We start from the raw sequence: 20,137 nt of genomic DNA on the forward strand, positions 1-20,137 counted from the left end.
CGCCCGCCACGCCACGCACGCCCTGCGGACAGGACCCATGCCCCATGATTCTCACCGTCACCCTCAATGCCGCCCTCGACGTCACATGGAGCGTCGCCCGCCTGACGCCGCACAGCTCCCACCGGGTCGACACCGCGCACGAACGGGCGGGCGGCAAGGGCGTCAACGTCGCCCGCGTTCTCGTACTCCTCGGCCACGCACCGGTGGTGACCGGCTTCGCCGGCGGACGCACCGGCCAACTGATCCGCGACGACCTGCGCACCACCGGCATCCGCGACTGCCTCGTCGAGATGGCGGGCGACTCACGACGGACCCTCGCCGTCGTGTCACGCGACGACGGCGACGCCACCGTCTTCAACGGACGCGGGCCACACGTGACCCCCGCCGAATGGGAGCACTTCTCGCAGCGCTTCACCTCCCTGCTCCCGGGCGTGCGCGTGGTCGTCCTGAGCGGCAGCACCCCGCCGGGCCTGCCCTTCAACGCCTACGCGAGCCTGATCCGCACAGCCGCGGCGGCCGGGGCGATCACAGTGCTCGACACCAGCGGGCCCGCCCTCGTCGAGGCTCTGGAGGCCCACCCCGACGTGATCAAGCCCAACGCCTCCGAGATCTCGGCGGCGACGGGATGCGACGACCTCATGGAGGCCGCCGTCGCATTGCGCGCGCGAGGAGCGCGATCGGTCGTCGTCTCTGCCGGCCCCGACGGCCTGTACGCGGTGACACCCACCGGCGCCTGGCGCGCCACACCACCCGACCGGCTCGCCGGGAACCCGACGGGAGCCGGCGACGCCTGCGTGGCCGCGATCGCCGCGGGCCTGCGTGTCGGCTCCGCATGGCCCGACGTCCTGCGCGAGGCCGTGGCTCAGTCGGCCGCCGCTGTCGCGTGCCCGGCCGCCGGAGACATCGACATCGCCGCCTACCGCCGGTTCCTCCCGGAAGTAGCCGTCACCCAGGTGCACCCGGGCCGAGCCGCACCCGCCGACTCTTTGCAGCACGCGAGCCCCTGAGCACCGTGCGACTGGGCACCGGATCCCTCACCCACCGACAGCCCGCACGCTCACGCGACGGCGCGTGCGGCTGCGGACAAGGCACCACTGAGCGCAAGGAAGACATGTGACCACCTTCGAAACCTCACGCACCTCGGTCGAGATCGCCTCCCAGCCCGCGACCTGGAAGCAAGCGACCGAGTGCCTGGCGAACCACGCCGCCGCGCTGCCCGTGCGCGGTGAACGAGTCGCCGTGGTCGGCTGCGGCACCTCGTGGTTCATGGCCCAGGCGTACGCCGAGTTGCGTGAGAGCGGGGGCCACGGCGAGACCGACGCCTTCGCGGCCTCCGAGTTCCCGCACGGGCGTGTCTACGACCGGATCGTGGCCATCACGCGCTCCGGCACCACCACCGAGGTCCTGGACCTGCTCACCAGGGTCAAGGGCACCGTCGCCACCTCGGCGCTGACGGCCGATCCGGCCACCGGCGTGATGAGGGCCGCCGACGCCGTAGCCGTCCTCGACTTCGCCGACGAGGAGTACGTCGTACAGACCCGCTTCGCGACCACCGCTCTGGCCCTGCTGCGAGCGCACCTGGAGTCCGAGGGCGCCCTGCCGGCCGGCACACGCCCGCTCACGCGGGCCGTCCAGGACGCACAGCGTGCACTCGACCTGCCGCTCGGTCCCGAGGCGGTCGACGCGGAGCAGATCACGTTCCTGGGGACGGGATGGACGTACGGCCTCGCGCTCGAAGCGGGCCTGAAGATGCGGGAGGCGGCCGGAGCCTGGACCGAGGCGTACCCCGCCATGGAGTACCGTCACGGACCGATCAGCATCACCGGCCCCGGTCGGGTCGCCTGGCTGTTCGGGCCGGCACCACAGGGCCTCGCCGACGACATCGCTCGGGTCGGTGGCACCTTCGTCTCCCGGTCGGGGGACGCGGCGGCCGGCCTGGACCCGCTCGCCGACCTGGTCCTCGCTCAGCGCCTCGCCGTGCTCCGCGCCGAAGCCCGCGGCTTCGACCCCGACCGCCCCCGCAACCTCACCCGGTCGGTCATTCTCGGTACGGCTTGACAACAAGGCCCGCGGCGGACGTTCCCTGCCCGGACCGGCGTTCGCGCTCCGGGCGGCTCGACGGCCGGGCCCCCTCAGCCCGGCGGCGTCCCGCGCCTGCGTCCGCCAGTGGCATCTTCGCGATGTGGAGAACAAGCATGCCTTTGACTTACACGGACGACATCGTCGGTCCCGCCCGCGACAGCAATTGCGGCGTCGGGGCGTTCAACGTCGTGCAGATCGAGCACGCAGAGGCCATCGTCGCCGGGGTCGAGCAGGCAGCGCTGCCGGTCATCCTGCAGAACAGCGAGAACACCGTCCGCTACCACGGCGGTCTCGCCCCGATCGGTCTCGCGTCCCTCGCGGTAGCCTGGGCGGCCTCCGTGCCCGTGTCGGTCCACCTCGACCACGCCGAGACCGTCGAACTCGTACACGAGGCCGTCGAACTCGGCTTCACCTCGGTGATGTTCGACGCCTCCAGGCTTCCTTACGAGGCGAACGTCGCCGCGACACGGGACGTCACCGAGCACTGCCACCGGGCCGACGTATAGGTCGAGGCCGAGCTGGGCGAGGCCGGCGGCAAGGACGGGGCGCACGCCCCGGGTGTCCGCACGGACCCCGAAGAGGCCCGTGCGTTCGCCGCGTCGACGTGCGCCGACGCGCTGGCGGTCGCCGTGGGCAGTTCGCACGCCATGCTCACCCGCGACGCCGTCCTCGACTTCGACCTCATCGCACGGCTTAGGGCCGCACTCGACGTACCCCTCGTACTGCACGGTTCCTCCGGCGTCGACGACCGGGAGCTCGCCAAGGCCGTCGCGGCCGGAATGACGATGGCTTCGTCGGTTCGCCCCATGGCCTTGTAGGCGATGGCCAGCGCCTCCCGTGTCCGCAGGGTGAGCCGGTGCTCCGCGCAGTACAGCCTCAATCGGGTGTCCAGCGTGGCGGAGTGGACGGCGAGCGCCTCTTCGAGGCTGCCGAGAGCGCGGAGCGCCTCTCCGAGACGATGGCGGGAGGCGAGGGTGTCGGCGTGCCCTTCTCCCAGTGCGGTCGTCCGCCGTTCGGCGGCACGCGTCAGAGACTCACGGGCCTGGCCGGTCCACCCCTGGGCCAGCATGAACGTCCCCACTCCGTGCAGTGCTCCTGCGAGGTCGGCGACCGCTTGCTCCGGGACACCACCGATCGAGTCGACGAAGGCGTCCAGGGCCTCGGTGTGCGAGATCAGGCGGAGCCAGTGCGGCCAGTCGGGCGTGGTTCCCAGGCATGGGTAGCGTTGCTCTGACCTGGGGAGGGGATGCTTGTGCCTGCGAAGAGGGACCGTTGGGGTGTACTGGCGCAGCGGGATTTCCGTCTGCTGTTGGTCGGTGAAACTGCGAGTGGCCTGGGAAACGGCATCACCACGGTGGCCCTGCCGCTTGTGGCTGTGCTCGCCTTGCAGGCCACGGCTTTGGATGTTGGTCTTCTTGCCGCAGCAGTGTGGCTGCCGTGGCTGATCGTGGGGTTACCCGCGGGCGCCTGGGTCGACCGGTTGCCCAGACGCGCCATCATGATCGTCTGCAACCTCCTGTCGGCCGCGATGTACGCGAGTGTGCCCATCGCGGGCTGGCTCGATCAGCTGACGCTCACGCATCTGTTCATCGTTGCACTCGTCTGTGGCACCTCGGCCGTATTCTTCAACACGGCTTGCCACGCGTACGTTCCGGCCATCCTGGCACAGCCGGATCTCGCGGACGGAAACGCAAAGCTGCAGGTGAGCGAAGCAGGAACCCGGGTGCTGGGCAGGAGCGCGGCCGGCTTCACGGCCCAGGTGCTCGGCGCGACGGTGGGACTTCTGCTGGATGCCCTCACCTTCCTTGTCTCCACGGTGTGCCTGCTCGGCATCCGAACACGGGAGGAAAGGCCCTCTCGTCGGGCAGGGGGGACGAGTCTGGTCCGGGAGATTGCCGAGGGGCTGCGCTTCCTGAACGGTGACCCGTATCTGCGGCCCATCGTGTTCTACGGCGCCACTGTGAATCTGTTGCTGATGGGCTATCAGGCCGTGCAGGTCATTTTCCTGGTCCGGACGATCGGTGTCAGCGTCGGCGCTGTAGGTCTGCTCGTCATGTGTGCCAGCCTGGGTGGAGTCTTGGGTGCGTTGCTTGCGACTCGGCTTTGCCGCCGGTGGGGCAACGCACGAGCGCTGGTGCTCACTCAGGCCTTGGCCTGCCCCTTTGCACTGTTGTTGCCCCTCGCTTCTCGCGGTCTGGGCCTGTTGTTGTTTGCCTCGGGAGCCTTCGTGCTCGGTGTAGGGGTGTCTGTGGGCAACGTCGTTGTGGGTACGTTCCGCCAGAGCTACTGTCCGCCGCACCTGCTGGGGCGGGTTTCGTCCGCTTCCATGGCCACGAATCAAGGTACGATCGCGATCGGTTCGGCTCTTGGCGGCGTTCTCGGATCGGCCATCGGTATTCGCCCCACTATGTGGGTGTTGACGGCGCCCCTTGCTTTCACCTGGCTGCTTCTCGCGTTCAGCCCTGCGGGCAAGAGGCGCGATCTGCCGCTCGCTGTCAGTCCAGAGCGTCATGACGACCAGTCAGCTGGTGCGGCGTCTCTACCTGGGGCTGTTGAGGGACAACCGTAAGTCTGCCCTTGTAACGGAGCGATCGCGGCTCATCCTTGTGTGAGCCGTCTGGTCATGAGGGTGATGGCAGCCCAGGTGATCAGACTCTCCGAGTGCTGAACCAGGCGTTCGTAGTCCCTGGCATGCCGACGGGCATGCATGATCCACGCCAGACTCCGCTCAACGACCCAACGGCGCGGGAGGACGACGAACCCAGAGGTGCTGCTCGGACGGCTCACGGTCTTGATCGTGAGGTTCAGATGGCGTTGGGCCCACGTCAGCAGCTTGCCCGCGTAGGCGCGGTCGGCCCAGACGATGGTGATTTCCGGGGGCATGAGCCGAAGACGGAAGAGGGTCATGTCCCGCTGGGTGGTGTAGTCACGGCAGCTGTTTCGATTCCGGTTGGGGTGTAGCTCTTCCTGAGTGAGTTCGCTGGGCAGGCCAGAGGTTCGGAATTGTGCAGGTCAGGTTGGGGGTAGAGCTGTTCGCGCCGTGGTTTCCGTGGGCGCGGACGGCTTCGGCCCGTACGGTGATGAGTTACGCAGACCGCAGAGCGCCAGGACCGTCATCACCACCGCGGCCCCCGCCGCCACACCGAAGCCGCCGTGCGGACCGCCAGCGTCCACGACTCGCCCTGCGACCGCCGCGGCGCCCGCTGTTCCTGCCGCGTTTGCGGAGTTGCCCCAGGTGAACGCCTGGGTGAGGACGGCGCGCGGGACCGCTGACTCTATGAGGACAGAGGAAAGGATCAGCAGGACCGGCACGATGAGTCCGGCCGTGGCAAGGGCGGCGCCGACCGCGAGGGGCGCATCGAAGAGAGTCAGCGGGAGGCTCGTGAGGGTGAGGAATGCGGCGGCTGCGGCCTGGCGACGTCGGCTTGAGCCACCACGACGCCATGCTCCGTAGGTCCAACCGCCCACTAAATTGGTGCAGTTGAAGGCAAAATAGAGCAGTGCTGCCGTGTCCGGTGTGCCGCGTCCGACGGCGTACGCGGTGACGGAGACCTGCATCGCACCGAAGAACACCCCGAGCGCGAGGCCGAGCGCGAACTGCCGTAGGAATGCTGAGCGGATCAGGGTGCGTCCGGCGTGCTGGCGTTCGGCGCGGCCGGTGAGGGGCGGCATGGTGCGGCGTTGGACGGCGAGGGCGAGCCCGCCCCCGACGACGAGGGCGGCCGCGAGTAGCACCCCGGCGCCTGCGTGGCCCGCCGCACCGAGGACGCTCACCAGAGCCGGGCCGGCCAGGTAGGACACGCCGTTGGCGAGGGCCTCCAGGGCGAAGGCGGTGGGCAGCGCGGCAGCCCGTTCGCCGGACAGCAGGGCGGACCAGCGAGCGGCGGACAGTGCGGCGAGCTGGGGCAGCGTTGCCCCGACGAGCACTCCGGCGAGGAGGTCCGGAACGGCGCCGACGAGCAGCAGCGCCACAGCCCCGGCATGCGCGCCCAGCGCCCAGGGAAGTACCCGCGTCTGCCCGAACCGGTCGACAAGGCGCCCGATCTGGGGCCCGGCGACGGCGTCCGCGACAGCGAAGGCGCCGGTGACGAGACCCGCGGCGGCGTACGACCCGGTGCGGGCGTGCACCAGCCAGACGATGCCGATCCCCGTCATGGCGATACCTACACGCCCGATAACGGAGGGGAGGAAGAAGGCCGCGGCACCCGAGGTGCGGAGCAGGGTCCGGTAGTTCACAGACGCCGAGGGCACGGGGCATCCCTTTCGGTGCCCGGCGGGACGCGCCATGCGGGGTCGTCGGCGTCCGGATGTGCCGACCCGTGGCTGCGCCTGAAGCCGTCCAGTATTGGCGTGGAGCGGGGACGCGCACCTCACGCCGACTCCGTCACCGGGCAGATGTCATGCGGTAGTTGATGACCTCCTTCGAGCGTAGAGGAACGGCTCGCAGAAATGAACAGGGTGCGGCGTGATGGGGGAGTGGGGCTGGGGTCGGTGACGGCGCACACCACCGTGCTGCCGGTGCGGGCGATGCCGAGCCATCCCTTGGGCTGTATGTTGCCGGGGCTGGGCAGCGCGTGCTGGACGGCGTTGGTGGTGAGCTCGTTGATCACGGTCGTCAGGTCGTCGGCGAGTGCGTGCAGTCCCCAGGCGCTGACGGTCGTGAGGATGAAGCGGCGGATGGTTTTGAGGCTGTCGGGGTCGCAGGTGAACGCGCAGGCGGCGAAGTCGGCCGTGCTGATCCCCAGTTCGAGTCCCCAGTCCGGTGTGATGGACAAGGCTGGGCGGGCGGGTGCGAGCCGGCCGCCTGGCGGAGGCGTGTCTTCGTCTTCTGTGGTCCGGCTCGGTGCCGCTGTGTCTCGCACGTGCCGCCGCCCGTCAACTTCTCGCCAAGTACGCGGGGGCAGCAGTGTCGGCGTCGGAACTCACCTGCGACAGCCGCCCTTCTGTACGGCATGGCCGGCGTCGCGCCAGACGCCTCTGCCCCTTCAACGCAGGGCCACGCTGCCGGGTTCGCGCGGCCGTCGGGCAGGCTCCTCCTCTTTCGGGTCGCGATCACATCCGGATTCGTCGGCCTCGCCTCCTCAACGCCCTTGCTGAGCAGGCGAGATGGAGCCTCGTAAGAGGTTGTCCGGGAACTCCTGGTTTGGATCACACTTACTGGATCATCGCGCTCTGTACATGAATGAATGCGCAGTGTTCCGGATCGGTGGCCTCTCTACTGGGAGCCTCGACGAAAGGGCACTTCTGTGTCTTCGGTCATGCGTAAGGCGACGAAATCTCCGGTGGTGCGGCGGCTGGCTGCCGCGGCCGTCGCGCTGGGCAGCTGCCTGGCGCTCGCCGGCCCGGCGGGAAGCGCTGGCGCGGCGCCCGCCGACCCCGTGCCGACTGTCATCTTCGGCGACTCGTACACTGCCAACTTCGGCATCGCTCCCTTCAACCAGGACGGCACGAGGGACCTTTGCTTCCAGGCGAAGGAGAACTACCCCACAGTCGCCACCCGGCGCCTCGCGGCCAAGGGCATCACCCTCGACGTCCAGTCGGACGTCTCTTGCGGAGGCGCCCTCGTCCACCACTTCTGGCAAGAACAGGAGCTGCCGTTCAACATGACGGTCCCGCCGCAGATGGAGGCGCTCAAATATGACACCCAGCTGGCTGTGGGCAGCATGGGCGGCAATACGCTGGGCTTCAACCGCATCCTGAAGCAGTGTTCCGTCAAACTCCGGAACCACCCCCTGCTGCCAGGGGAGCCGGTGAACGGGGACGAACCGGCCGCCAAGTGCGGTGAGTTCTTCGAATCCGGCGACGGAAAGCAATGGCTGGACGAACAGTTCGAGCAGGTCGCCGGGGAGCTGCTGCTCCTGCTCGAACTCACCCACGACTTCGCCCCCGACGCCAAGCGCGTCCTGGTCGGCTACCCCAGGCTCGTGCCCGAGGACACCGCCAAGTGCCTGACCCCGGCGCCCGGTCAGACGGAGCCACCGCTCGCCGACATCCCCCAGGACACCCTGCCGGTCCTGGACCAGATCCAGAAGCGGCTGAACGACGCCATGCAGGAGGCCACCGCTGACGCCGAAGGCCGCGCCGACTTCGTCGACCTCTACGCCAACACCGATGGCAACACGGCGTGCGACGGTGCCGACCGGGGAATCGGCGGCCTGCTGGAGGACTCCCAGGTCGAGCTCATCGGCACCAAAATTCCCTGGTACGCGCACCCCAACGAGAAGGGCCGCGACATCCAGGCCGAACAGGTGGCCGACACGATCGAGAAGATCCTCAACCGGTAGGAGAGCACACAGCCCTGCTGGTCATCCAAGGCCAGAAGGGTCTGCACGCGGACAAGGCGCAGGTGACGGACAGAGGTCGGGACCTCGGTCTCTGCGGCTCCAGATGAGGATGGCAGCAAGGTGGAGTGCGGCCTGGTAAGCGATGGCGAGCTTGTCGACTCGCATCGCCAGGCCGCGCCGTTGCTCGAGCCGATTGATGCAGCGTTCGACCGCGCTGCGCTGCTTGTACGCTTCGGCATCAAGGGCGGGCGGGCGGCCGGCCATCGGCACGGCCGCGCCGATCGCGGTGACCGACCTGGTCCGAAGGCTGAGGGATGACGGCACGGATCCCGCGCCGACGGAGATGGCTCCGGATCGCGCGGGACGAATACGCGCGGTCCCCCAGGACAGGGTCCGTGCGAGTCCTCGGTCTTCCCGGCCCGCTCCGCGGAACACGGATACCTCTCATGACGGCCTCGAAGGCCGAAGCATCGCCCGCTTGACCGGCAGTGACGCCAAGGGTCAGGGGACGCGCACGGCTGCCGCCGGCAAGGTGGACATCGATTTCCTCCCCGCTCACCGGGGCCCGGTACACGTGCAGATTGAACCGCTGACTGATGGAGGCTCCGGACCGTGGTCTCAGTGATCCAGGAGCTGAACTGTCAGCTTTGAATGTTCCGGAAGCCCGTCCCTAATGCTGTCGGAGTTGATCCGCTTCCTCGATGAGGAGCGCACCAACGGACCATGGCCTGTTCCGACTTGTCGCTTTGTCTGATAAGTGCCCTATGTGTTTCGTGGTCACGTGCTAAGTTCCTGACTGTTAGTCCTGCCTTATCAGCACGAAGTGGATCATTATGGATATTTACTGGTTTCGGAGCTAAAGGATTGGCCGTTGGTGGTCCGGCCGTCGTGCTACTTCTGGCCATCTTCGCGTCGCTGGCGTCCTGCGACGCCGAACCGGATGGTTCAGATCCCACGCCGACAACCTCGACGTCGTCCGCAGCAGCGACGTCTATGGCGAACGACTGCGAGTCACTGGACAGCCTCGCTGTCGGCACGGTGATCAAGATCGGCCCACGGCCGACGAACAGTTACCAGCCGCCTCTGATGGACATCGCCGCGCATCCCTTCACATGGACCAATGGCTCTACGACCACAGCCGGCCAGGCGAAGACCGAGAACTCCGGTAAGGCGGGTGGGTCGGGAGTCGAGATCGCGGCCAACAATCTCACGCTCTCGATTAGCCGGGGATTCGGGCATGAGCTGCAGAAGGTCCGCTTTTTGTTCGGTGAGTACGGCGGAAACATCAACATCTCTGTGAACAACAAACTCGCCAACGTCGAGAACTTCTCGGGGCTCAACAACACCGTGCTGGGCGGCGTGAGCATCACCGTCTTCAGTGGTGGTTTGGGGAACGACAAGGGGATCATCGAATTTCAGGGACCGATGGCGGACCAGAAGAACGGGTTGGGGCAATTGGCGGTCGGGGGTCAGGAACTCTGGATCGACGACATCTGTTATGAGGAATGAGCTGGTAGGCGTGAGCGTGATGGGGCAAGGTGCGCCGCAGCAGCCCGCGGTGGGGCCCGGGGAGATCGGGCTCGGGACGGTGATCCGTTACCTGACGGCACGGCTGCACATCCCTGCTTGCTCAGGCTGCCTGATGCGGGCCGAGGCCCTCGACCGGCGGGTGCGTTTCCGCATCCGGTCAGGCCGCCGCTTCCTACGCAGATCCGCCGCAGCGGGTGATTGCTGGTACTTCCAGAGCCGCTGCACCGGATTCGGGTCGCGCCAGTGCGTCTCCGGGCCCGCACGTCAGGAACCGGACGCCGAGATCATCGAGCAGTGTTGCGGCGGCTGGTTCCAGTACGCATGGATCGAGGTCTGCCCCGGTGAGCAGGCCCGTAGCGGGTGCGGCTTCTGCTTCTGGTAGCGCACCCGCTCCGGTTCACCACGCGCTGGCCACCCTCCCGCACTCATGGCCCTGCCGCACCGACCGCCCTGCGGCACCAGTCGCGCCATGGCCATTCGCGCGCCCGACAGGAGGCGTCATGAGGTCAGACGGCCGCTCTACACACCGCCGTAGGCGCTGGCTGAGCCTCTGGTGTGCCGCAATCCTGACTGCCCCGGCGCTCGTGGCATACCCGCCGTCGGCTGACGAGCCGGACCGGGAGCGACCGTCGTCCACCCGCGCGGCCCCGTCCACGGACGTGTCCCATTCAGGGTCAGCGCCTCCGTCCACGAACGCCGTCGGCGGACTGCCGCAGGCCGAGCGTCCCAAGGCGTCCGGTGACTACCAGAAGTCGGCCACCCTCGAAGTGCCGCCGTACTACGCCATCACGCCGTCCTTGCGGCTGAGCTACGACTCGCGTGCCGGTGACGGCTGGCTGGGAGTGGGATGGCGGTTGGACGGGCTCTCGGCGGTGCAGCGGCTCGGCCCTGGCCAGGGCGTACCGACGCACACGGCTGCGGACTCATACTTCATGGACGGGGCGGAATTGGTGCGTTGTGAGACCGGCACGCCGGGTCCGAGCTGCGCGCACCAGGTGGGAGCTCCACTGGTCGGCTATGCCGCCAGGTCGGACGACTATCGGCGTTACGCCTTCGACCCCCGCCCTGTGGGCGGCAGTTGGCAGGTGTGGCAGAAGGACGGCACGACGTACACCTATGAGCCACGCGCGGGGCAGTCCTCCGTGCCCTCGGCTTGGGACCTCACGCAGGTGCAGGACACCAGCGGCCACACCGTCCGCTACGAATATCGCACCGAAGATGCGCAGTCGGGCGGCAGCAGTTCCTACCCCTCGAGGATCTCGTACGGCGGGATGTCGGTCGACTTCTACTACCAGGGGCGCGACGACCCGGTGACCTACGGGGACGGCCGCGCACTGGTCACGAGCGGCAACCTGTTGAAGGCCGTCGACGTCAAGGCGGGCGCCAAGCGGGTGCGGGTCTACCAGTTCCAGTACCGCACCCACCCGGACACCGGCCGTTCGGTGCTCGCGGAGATGCGGCAGTTCGGCACGGACACTGAACTCAACCGGGCCGGCGAGGTGGTCAACGCGGCGACCGCCTCCGCGCTGCCGCCGACCCGGTTCGAGCAGCAGGAGTCCTCGCGTGACGCGTGGGGGCTGACGGAAGTCTCGGACGACCAGTGGGGCGTCCCCTTGGACGGCAATAGGCCGTCGGGTGTCCTGGATGGCGTGGCCTTCACGGTGACGGACCCCTACGAACGGTGGCAGCCGTCGAACCTGGGCGACATCGACGGAAACGGCCGCACCGACTGGGTGCAGGTCACTGCTGACCTGGATGATTCCACGGACGCGCACACCAGGGTGCTGATCACGGCGGCCGTGGCCGGCCGCGCAGCGCCCGTCTACACCCAGGAGGAACTGGCCTGGCCGTACGGCAAGGCTCGGATCAAGACCACGCTGATGGGTGACATCGACGCTGACGGCCGGTCAGATCTGGTCTTCGTTATGCGACGTGAGCCGATCCCAGGCGGCAATCCGAATCATGCCGCGGCCTACCTCGGCATCGCGGCAGCCAGGTCGACCGGCAATGGCCACTTCACCTGGATGGGTTCGGCCCTTACCGAGACGATGTGGGAGACTCGGGATGCAACGGGCAATCGAGTCAGCCACTGCCTCTTGGGCGATGTCGATGGCGATGCGCGCCAGGACGTCATCTGCAGCTTCACGCGCCTGGACGGCACACACCACCTGGGCACCGCGACATCGATTGGCGACGGCAGTTTCGCCGTACGCGAGGAACCCGCACCCTTCGCGGTCCAAGGAGAGACCAGGCTGCTCGCGGTCGGCGACACCAACGGAGACGGACTCTACGACCCGATGTTCCTGGACTTCCCGCACTGCCCGGCCAGCCAGCCCGGGTGCACCGTCCAGTACCAGTTGGTGACCGCGCTGTCAGCCGGTGACCATTACGCGATGTTCGAACGACAGCAGACGGCCTGGGATCGCAACGGCGTGCCGAACTTCATGTCCGCAGACATCAACGGTGACGGTAAGGGCGACTACGTCGTCTTCAAGACCATCGCCAAGCCCGGTGACCCCGGCGCGATTCAGACCGCCTACCGCGGATTCGAGGGCCGTTGGATCGTCACCGCGTCGGTGGTGCCCGGGCAGCTGACCAAGTTCCCGCCCGCCGTGTCCATCGGCGACGCCGACGGCGACAACAAGGACGACCTGCTGCTCATGAGCCGGCAGGAGAACGGCAAGCCCGGTTGCGGCACCGGCTTCAGCGGCACGCATGTCAACCTGCACCGTGTCCTGTCCCGCGGCAACGGCACCTTCGCCCTGCCCTCCTCCTGGGAAGACTGCAGCCGGTCACGAGAACTCGACATCGACTGGGCCGACATCGGCTTTACACCCGTGGAACCGCAGGCAGCAGACCTGGACGGTGACCACACTGCCGACTTCCTCATCGCGGTCGCGCCCGAGGGGGACCAGTTCACCACCCTGCGCGACGACCTGACGGCGTCCTCGGCGGTGGACGTGCCCAACTGGCGCCCCGCCGAACTCAACGGCGACGGACGCGGCGACTGGGTGTTCATCCGCAACAGCACCACCGGCCCCCTCATTGCCAGCATGATCGCCAAGCCCGGCGGCGGATATGTGCAGCGCGCGCACAGTCCAGTGCCGGGCACCTCCCGCTTCACCGTCCAGGACGGCTGGCGGGTGGGAGACCTCAATGCTGACGGCACTGACGACCTGGTCTACCTCGACTACCTGACGACCCAGAGAGGTGTGAACGTCGGCAGTTGGCTGTCCCAAACCGACGGCAGCTGGAAGCAACAGACCGTCCCCGTCCTCAGCGGACTCGACGAACGCCACCGGAACACGCTGAACTGGCAGTTGACCGACCTCAACGCGGACGGTTCCTCTGATCTGCTCTACGTCGATCGGTCCGACACCGGTACGGAGCTCGCCACCTGGAGCCTCCTCTCAAAGGGCGACGGCACGTGGACCGAGGTGCCGGAGAAGGCCCTGCCGCAGTGGGGCGGTGACGCAACGAACCGCCGGATCACTGACGTCAATGGCGACGGCAGGAGCGATCTGCAGTACATCGCCGCCACTCACAACGAGATCAACGTGCACTCCGCCATCGGTACCGGCGACGGCACCTGGAAGGCGTCTGCGACCAACCCAGCGACCGTGCCCAGGAAGGCAGATGACGGCGTCCTTGCCACGGACCGTCGCTCCTGGTCGGTCGGTGATGTGAACGCCGACGGACTCAGCGATGTCTTCGCGATCTCACCGACCGACCGTGATCCTCAAGAGCCGTTCAAGATACGTGTGCTGACGCTCCTTGGGCACGGGGACGGGGGATACACCGACAGCAACGGAGCCCAGCCGGACGGCCTGGTCACCGGCGACATGCTGCAGTGGCGAATGGCGAACGTCAGTAACGACCATCGAGCCGACCTTGTCCATGTGCGCACCGCACCGCCTGGGGTCGTCGTCACCACGTTGACGTACTCACACCACGGCACCTGGTATCTCAGCAGCCCGGACGTGAACATCACGCAGACCACACAGACCACGGTGGGCAACCAGTTCGTCGTCGCTGACATCGACGGCAACGGCCAGGACGACCTCACCCGCTTCGACGTGCTGCCGCAGGGCATGCGGCTGCTCTCCCTGAGCGCGCGTTTCAACAGGGATGTGGTGACCCGAGTGACGTCCGCGCAAGGCGCGGTCACCGACATCGACTACACGACGAGGGCGGAGCTCTCGCTCGGCTCTGCCACGGCCAGGTGCCACGTACCCGTCAAAGTGCAGCCGCTCGTCGTCCGGAAGATCAGTGTCCGCGCCGGGCCTGGCGCGGCCGGTGGGGCGGCGACCTACGACTACACCTGCCCGACGTGGTCATACGCCCATCACACCTTCCTGGGCTGGCGCAGTGTGATCGTCCAACGCCCTGCCACGGCCGCGCAGGCCGCACAGACGGTCCAGCACCGATTCCGACTTTCCGACGCCTGCTTCGCGCAGACCGCCTCCACCGATGTCTACGACGGACAGGGCGCGTTACTGACGCGAAAGATCACTTCGCCCCTGCCTGCAGGGGACACGGCACCGTATACCTGCGCTCTGACCAACTACGTGGACGACATCACCGTCAACGCCTCCGGCCAAGCCATGAACGTCTACACCTACCACCGGCACGACGACTACGGAAACATCACCGAAGTCTCGCAGTACGGCGCCGACTTGGCCAAGAACAGTGACGAGCGCACCACCACCACGCTGTACCGGCCCGCGCCCGGCCCCTACATCGTGGGGCTGCCGTATCAGCAGGTACTCAGCGAGGGAACACAGCCCGTCGGCACCGGCGTGCGCCACACCTACTTCTGCTACGACGGGGACAACGGCACGGCGCAGACCAGTTGCGCCGGAACCGTCACCAAGGGCTTGCTCACGGCAAAGAAGGTGGTCAACCCCACCGGCTGGTACGACACGACTCTCTACCACCACGACCAGTACGGGAACCTCGACAGCATCACCGACCCAGCAGGGCGCCAGACGACGCTGACCTACGACACCACCTACCACCGCCTTCCCGAACAGATCTGCGACCCGAGCGCCCAGTGCACCACGGTGGGTTGGGACCCGGGCTTCTCCCGCACGACCAGCCTCACTGACGCGGACGGCGTCCTCACCGAGCTGACCTATGACGCCTTCGGCAGGCTGCGGCAGGTACTCCCGTCCGGCCGAGCGAAGACCGAGTACGCCTACCTCGGGTTCGGTGATCCGGGCCACCAGCGAGTGCGGATCGCCACCGACGACGGCACGGCGGACGGGCTGTGGTCCGAGACGTATCTGGACGGCCTCGGCCGCCCGTACCGCGAAATCCGCGAAGGCGGCGAACCCGGCTCGAAGGACGTCCGCGACACCGTCTACGTCGACGCAGGCTCTGCGGTTGCGCAACAGTCCTTCTGGCACGCGGAGAGCGCCGAGCCGGTCCTGGAAAACTACACCTACGACGCCCTGTCCAGGCCGACGAGCCATCGTCACGCAGACGGCGCGCAGGAGACCTGGTCCTACGACAACGACACCGTCCGCACTTCGGTGCACCACACAGACGAAGTCGGCAATCTCGATACCACACACCGAGACGCCTACGGGCGCACTGTCGGGTCCCAACAGCCCACGGGCACAGGCACCATGGAAACCGGCTACGTCCACGACGCCGCGGACCAGCTGAAGACCATCGCCGAGAAGCCGGACTCCGGCGGCATCACCACCGTGGACCGGGATGCGCGCGGCGACGTCCGCAGCATCACCAACCCGGACGGTGGCACCGTCGGCCTCGAAGACTACGACCGGACCGGACGGGTGCGGACCATCGTCGACCCGAACGGCGGTTGGACCCGGCTCGCCTACGACAAGAGCGGCCGACTCTCGGGAAAGACGGCGCCCAGCTACCGCGAGATGAAGGTCTACTACGGCGAGGCCGGACACGGCAGCGCGACCGGCCAGGTCACCTCCGTCACCGACACCCAGGAGCGCGGCTGCCCGCTCAAGGTCGGATTCGGCGGTTACGTCACCAAGGAGCTGTTCTACGACTCCTACGGGCGCATCCAGGAAACGATGCAGTGCGTCGACGGTAAGACCGTCCGCTTCGCTTTCACCTACGACAAGCTCGACCGGGTCCGTACCATGACCTATCCCGACAAGGAGACCGTCACCTACGACTACGACGAGGCCGGCAGAGTCAAGTCAGTGTCCGGCTACGCCGACAACATCCGCTACGACGCAGCGGGCCGGGTCACGGCACTGCAACTCGCCAACAACACCACCCAGACCTACCACTACGACCGCGAACGCTCCTGGCTCGACGCAATCGAAGTGACCAGCGGCGGTCAGACCGTTTTCGACCTCACCTACGACCGCTATCCCGACGGCTCGGTGAAGGCGACCACCTCGACGACGAACCAGGCGAACTTCGGCTACACCTATGACCGTGCGGGCCAGCTCACCGACACCACCGGGAACTCACCGCAGCAATTCCAGTACGACGCCACCGGCAACAGGACCACCGACTCCGAACTCGGCACCTACACCTACGACGCTCCTTCGCAAGGCGGTGCCGGCTGCGGGGACGCCGCCTCGTCCATAGCCTGCCCGCACGCGGTGAAACACGTGGGCGCCGCCGAGCTCACCTATGACAAGGTCGGCAATCTCACCTCGATCGCCAACGGCTCTGCGGCCTTCCCGCACCTCAAATCGATCGCCTGGAACAAGGATCTGCAGCCCATCACCTTCACCGATGACAAGGGCGTGCAGACCAAGCTGCGGTACGACGAGAACGGCCAGCGGGTGTACCGGAACCGGGCGGGCCAAGTGAGCCTCTACTTCGCCCCGTACGTCGACATCGACTACACAGTCGGCCAACCCGATCAGCGCAGCACGCAGTTCTACTTCGTTGGCGATCTACTTCTGGCCAAGAAGGACGGGAGCGGAAGGACCTGGTACCACGCGGACGAGACCGGCTCGATCCGCGCCACCACCAACGCGGCCGGGGCGCGGGTCGCCCGGTTCGACTACACACCCTTCGGTCAGCCGCTGGGCACAACGCCTGTGGCGAACGCGCAGGACCGCCGCTTCGCGGGGCACCGGATGGATCCCGACAACGATCTGATCTACATGGGCGCGCGCTACTACTCGCCCTCCATCGGCAAGTTCATTTCCCCCGACCCCATCATCCCCGGCACGTTCCAGCCCATGGCGGCCAACCGCTACGCCTACGCCTACAACAACCCGCTGTCGTACGTGGATCCGCTCGGTCTCGATCCGGACGGCTTGGGTATTTCCGGCCACTACACGCCCCAACGGGACATGATGCCGGACCTCATCAGAGTCCACGGCCTTCTCGCACAGGCACAGCCGCCGACATCTGGCGGCACGACGACGGGCGGCACGCCCACGGCCGACACCTATCGCAGCCAGACGAGCTTGAGTGTCAAGGCCGCCAAGTCCCTGCTGATGCCCACCATCGAGTTCGAGATCACCCCACTGCCGCCGAAGACCGCCGACGAAGCGACATACTCGGGGCGTCTGATGACCCTGCTTCAGAAGGCGCTTGCTCCGCTGCGCGTGAGCGGCCTGGCGATCGGCAATGTGGTCGAGGTCAATGCGAACGGCTGCGGCATCTTCTGCTTCCTGGTCGCTGACGTGTCGGCCGGCTACCTGGTGACGCCCGCTGGAGCGAATGACTGGTTCTTCGGCGACATCCATCTCTTCGGCAGCGTCGGAGGCGCCGTACTTGGCGTAACGCCTGGCCCGAAGGAAGCCATCGACTTTCTTGCACTTGATCGCCCGTCGGGCTGGCAATACTCACTGGGCCTGTCGGCGGGCGTCGGCGCCAGCGCGATGGGGTTCGTCACAGAGGCCACCACACCCGAAGCCTTCGGAGCATTCAGCCGCAACGCGGGCGCCTCGATCGGTCCGATCACTGGGTTCCGGAGCGAGAACACAGCCGGTCAAGCCACATACGGCATCGGCCTGGGGTTCTCAAAAGGATGGTTCATTGGCGGTAGCGTCTTCAACACGTACACAGTCGTCAGCCCTGGCATCTGGCCGTCCTGGCTCCCCGTCATTCCGTATCGGTAGCGCCAGGCTCTCCTACTGATCCGCAGGGCTCAGTCGTTCTCGCGGTGGGCCCGATACGGCGGATAATGGTCCTGATGCCCCAGCTCGGCCGTGTTGGTGATTCGTGATGGAACGGCAGGCAGATGTGGCTCGCAGTGCTACTTGGCCACATTGACTGGTTGGGGGCACTGACGACACGGCCGTCATGCCTGTCCTTGCGGGTACCAGTAACAGCAGGATCTGGAACCGAGCGGTCGTGCACGGTGATCCTTTCGTCATGGCACACGTACTCGTTACTGGTGGGACCGGCTTCCTGGGCTCCCACACGATCGCGCGGCTCTTGGCGTCGGGGCACAAGGTCACGACCACGCTGCGCTCGCTGAAGCGGCAACCTGACGTCGAAAAGATGCTCTCCGTGGCTGAGGTGCCGGGGCGGGAGGGGGTCTCCTACGTCGAGGCGGACCTGGCCTCCGACGCCGGCTGGGACCGGGCCGCAGCGGGGGCTGACTATGTTCTGCACATCGCTTCGCCGTTCCCCGGCTCCCTTCCGAAGGACGAGAACGAACTGATTGTCCCGGCGCGCGACGGTGCGCTGCGGGTCCTGCGGGCCGCGCGGGACGCCGACGTCAGGCGGGTGGTCCTGACGTCCTCGTTCGCTGCGGTCGGCTACGGCCACGGCCGGACGGACCGGGTCTTCTCGGAAGCCGACTGGACGAGCCTGGACGGGCCCGGCGTGACCCCATACGTCAAGTCGAAGGCTGTCGCCGAGCGCGCGGCGTGGGATTTCATTGCTGCTGAGGGCAACGGTCTGGAACTCACCACGATCAACCCGGTCGGGATCTTCGGTCCGGTACTCGGTTCCGACTACTCCAGCTCGATCCGCATCATCCACGCGATGCTCACCGGTGCTATGCGTGCCGCGCCGCCGATCTGGACCAATACCGTCGACGTCCGGGATGTCGCCGACCTGCACGTCAAGGCGATGACCTCGCCGGCTGCCGCCGGGCAGCGGTACCTGGCACTGGCAGGCGAGCCGATCTCCTTCGAGCAGATCGCGCTCGCCCTTCGCTCCCAGCTGGGCGAAGCGGCTGCGAAGGCCCCCACCCGGTCGGCCCCCGCCTGGCTGCTGCGGCTGCTGTCCACGGTCAGCCCGCAGCTGCGCGAGACGGTGCCGCAGCTGGGGGTCGTCCGCCGGGCCAGCAACGCCAAGGCCCGCGAGCAGCTGGGTTGGGCACCGCGCTCGAACGAAGAGGGTGTCGTCGCCAGCGCACGCAGTCTGGTGCGGCTCGGTCTGCTCGCCGACTAACGTCGAAGGATGCACGACATGGCGGACACTCTCGGCGACTTCCTGCGGGCCCGGCGGGAACAGCTCAGCCCCCAGCAGGCCGGCCTGCCCGCTGGCAGGCGCCGCCGCGTCCCGGGGCTGCGCCGTGAGGAGGTCGCCCACCTCGCCGGCATCAGCCCCGAGTACTACCTGCGCCTCGAGCAGGGCCGCAACCAGCACCCCTCCGACCAGATCCTCGAAAGCCTGGCTGCGGCGCTGCAACTCGACGACGACGCCGTCGCCTACCTGCACCGCCTCGCCCACCCCACGCCCCCGGCCCGGCGACGCCGTCCCCGCTCTCAGACGGGCCAAGCCGACCTCCAGCCCCTGCTCGACGGCTGGCCCCTCACACCCGCCTATGCTCAGGGGACAGTCGGCCGCGTCGTCGCCGCCAACCGCCTGGCTGTGGCCTTGTGTCCGTTCTTCGCCGTGGGGAGTAACCCCCTGCGAGCCGTGTTCCTCGAGCCCGAGATGCGCAGCCTCTATCCCCAGTGGGATGACGTGACCGCCAAAGCCGTCTCCGGACTTCGCACGACCCTCAGCATCGACGACGCCGATCCGGAACTCCTGGAGACCATCGGCGAGCTGACGGTCGCCAGCGAACGCTTTCGCACGCTGTGGGCCAGACGGGAAGTGCGTCGCCGCACCGCCGGCTACACGCGGTTCAACCATCCCTTGGTTGGGCAGCTGGAACTGCACTATGAGAAGCTCCTCAGGCCAGAGGCACAGCAACTCCTCGTCGTCTACCACGCCGACCAGGGCTCACCCAGCGCCGAGCGCCTGCAACTGCTCACCAGCCTCTGAACCCGGGCACTGACAGCACGCCTCGCCCGGACTCGACACCGAAGCCGCCGAGACTG

The 20,137-nt window shown here is 67.5% G+C and carries 11 protein-coding genes and 4 pseudogenes; 10 read left to right on the forward strand and 5 right to left on the reverse strand.

All coding sequences use genetic code 11. The features are described from left to right. The first annotated feature begins 44 nt into the window (after positions 1 to 44). The 3 genes and pseudogenes from AC3ETA_RS32950 to AC3ETA_RS32960 form a co-directional block, all read left to right on the forward strand. Positions 45 to 1,007: a 1-phosphofructokinase family hexose kinase gene (locus tag AC3ETA_RS32950; protein ID WP_432196559.1), complete on the forward strand. Its 963-nt coding sequence runs from the start codon at positions 45 to 47 to the stop codon at positions 1,005 to 1,007. Positions 1,008 to 1,113: 106 nt separating this feature from the next. Continuing rightward, a complete protein-coding gene (locus AC3ETA_RS32955; protein ID WP_432196560.1) occupies positions 1,114 to 2,058 on the forward strand; it encodes an SIS domain-containing protein in 945 nt (314 codons plus the stop codon). A gap of 137 nt (positions 2,059 to 2,195) precedes the next feature. After that, positions 2,196 to 2,867 (forward strand): annotated as a pseudogene (locus tag AC3ETA_RS32960) (class II fructose-bisphosphate aldolase); the annotation flags it as partial. A gap of 59 nt (positions 2,868 to 2,926) precedes the next feature. On the opposite strand, the pseudogene AC3ETA_RS32965 reads toward AC3ETA_RS32960, so the two are convergent. Continuing rightward, positions 2,927 to 3,379 (reverse strand): annotated as a pseudogene (locus AC3ETA_RS32965) (tetratricopeptide repeat protein); the annotation flags it as partial. Between AC3ETA_RS32965 and AC3ETA_RS32970 the strand changes: the two are divergent. Next, the gene (locus AC3ETA_RS32970; protein WP_432196561.1) at positions 3,335 to 4,651 is read left to right on the forward strand and encodes an MFS transporter; all 1,317 of its coding nucleotides are present in this window, start codon (positions 3,335 to 3,337) and stop codon (positions 4,649 to 4,651) included. The pseudogene AC3ETA_RS32965 and the gene AC3ETA_RS32970 overlap by 45 nt on opposite strands. A 35-nt stretch (positions 4,652 to 4,686) precedes the next feature. Here AC3ETA_RS32970 and AC3ETA_RS32975 read toward each other — a convergent pair. From AC3ETA_RS32975 to AC3ETA_RS32985, 3 genes and pseudogenes are all read right to left on the reverse strand, one after another. After that, a pseudogene (locus AC3ETA_RS32975) lies at positions 4,687 to 4,983 on the reverse strand (transposase); the annotation flags it as partial. A gap of 111 nt (positions 4,984 to 5,094) precedes the next feature. Then, the gene (locus tag AC3ETA_RS32980) at positions 5,095 to 6,237 is read right to left on the reverse strand and encodes an MFS transporter (protein ID WP_432196562.1); all 1,143 of its coding nucleotides are present in this window, start codon (positions 6,235 to 6,237) and stop codon (positions 5,095 to 5,097) included. A 215-nt stretch (positions 6,238 to 6,452) separates the two neighbouring features. Then, positions 6,453 to 6,857 carry an ATP-binding protein gene (locus AC3ETA_RS32985; RefSeq protein WP_432196563.1) on the reverse strand — a complete coding sequence of 135 codons (405 nt, stop codon included), beginning with the start codon at positions 6,855 to 6,857 and terminating at the stop codon, positions 6,453 to 6,455. A gap of 483 nt (positions 6,858 to 7,340) precedes the next feature. Between AC3ETA_RS32985 and AC3ETA_RS32990 the strand changes: the two genes are divergently transcribed. Next, the gene (locus AC3ETA_RS32990; protein ID WP_432196564.1) at positions 7,341 to 8,366 is read left to right on the forward strand and encodes an SGNH/GDSL hydrolase family protein; all 1,026 of its coding nucleotides are present in this window, start codon (positions 7,341 to 7,343) and stop codon (positions 8,364 to 8,366) included. Between the two features lie 21 nt (positions 8,367 to 8,387). On the opposite strand, the pseudogene AC3ETA_RS32995 reads toward AC3ETA_RS32990, so the two are convergent. Beyond that, positions 8,388 to 8,919 (reverse strand): annotated as a pseudogene (locus tag AC3ETA_RS32995) (transposase); the annotation flags it as partial. A 335-nt stretch (positions 8,920 to 9,254) separates the two neighbouring features. Between AC3ETA_RS32995 and AC3ETA_RS33000 the strand changes: the two are divergent. The 5 genes from AC3ETA_RS33000 (at position 9,255) to AC3ETA_RS33020 (ending at position 20,081) form a co-directional block, all read left to right on the forward strand. Beyond that, positions 9,255 to 9,875, forward strand: coding sequence for a hypothetical protein (locus AC3ETA_RS33000; RefSeq protein WP_432196565.1), 621 nt, complete (start codon positions 9,255 to 9,257; stop codon positions 9,873 to 9,875). A 10-nt stretch (positions 9,876 to 9,885) separates the two neighbouring features. Beyond that, positions 9,886 to 10,278 (forward strand): hypothetical protein, encoded by a 393-nt coding sequence (locus AC3ETA_RS33005; RefSeq protein ID WP_432196566.1) that lies wholly within the window; start codon positions 9,886 to 9,888, stop codon positions 10,276 to 10,278. 277 nt (positions 10,279 to 10,555) lie between these two features. Then, positions 10,556 to 17,974, forward strand: a complete 7,419-nt coding sequence (locus tag AC3ETA_RS33010) for an FG-GAP-like repeat-containing protein (RefSeq protein ID WP_432196567.1) — start codon at positions 10,556 to 10,558, stop codon at positions 17,972 to 17,974. Between the two features lie 256 nt (positions 17,975 to 18,230). Continuing rightward, positions 18,231 to 19,259 carry an SDR family oxidoreductase gene (locus tag AC3ETA_RS33015; protein ID WP_432196568.1) on the forward strand — a complete coding sequence of 343 codons (1,029 nt, stop codon included), beginning with the start codon at positions 18,231 to 18,233 and terminating at the stop codon, positions 19,257 to 19,259. A gap of 18 nt (positions 19,260 to 19,277) precedes the next feature. Beyond that, positions 19,278 to 20,081 (forward strand): helix-turn-helix transcriptional regulator, encoded by an 804-nt coding sequence (locus AC3ETA_RS33020; RefSeq protein WP_432196569.1) that lies wholly within the window; start codon positions 19,278 to 19,280, stop codon positions 20,079 to 20,081. Positions 20,082 to 20,137: the final 56 nt, after the last annotated feature.

This window comes from Streptomyces sp. bgisy027, assembly GCF_057710365.1.

Excerpts from the sequence above, each read along its gene's own strand:
- AC3ETA_RS32950 (WP_432196559.1), top strand. The coding sequence starts at position 45 with ATGATTCTCACCGTCACCCTCAATGCCGCCCTCGACGTCACATGGAGC.
- AC3ETA_RS32980 (WP_432196562.1), bottom strand. The coding sequence starts at position 6,237 with ATGACGGGGATCGGCATCGTCTGGCTGGTGCACGCCCGCACCGGGTCG.
- AC3ETA_RS33020 (WP_432196569.1), top strand. The coding sequence starts at position 19,278 with ATGGCGGACACTCTCGGCGACTTCCTGCGGGCCCGGCGGGAACAGCTC.
- AC3ETA_RS32990 (WP_432196564.1), top strand. The coding sequence starts at position 7,341 with ATGCGTAAGGCGACGAAATCTCCGGTGGTGCGGCGGCTGGCTGCCGCG.
- AC3ETA_RS33015 (WP_432196568.1), top strand. The coding sequence starts at position 18,231 with ATGGCACACGTACTCGTTACTGGTGGGACCGGCTTCCTGGGCTCCCAC.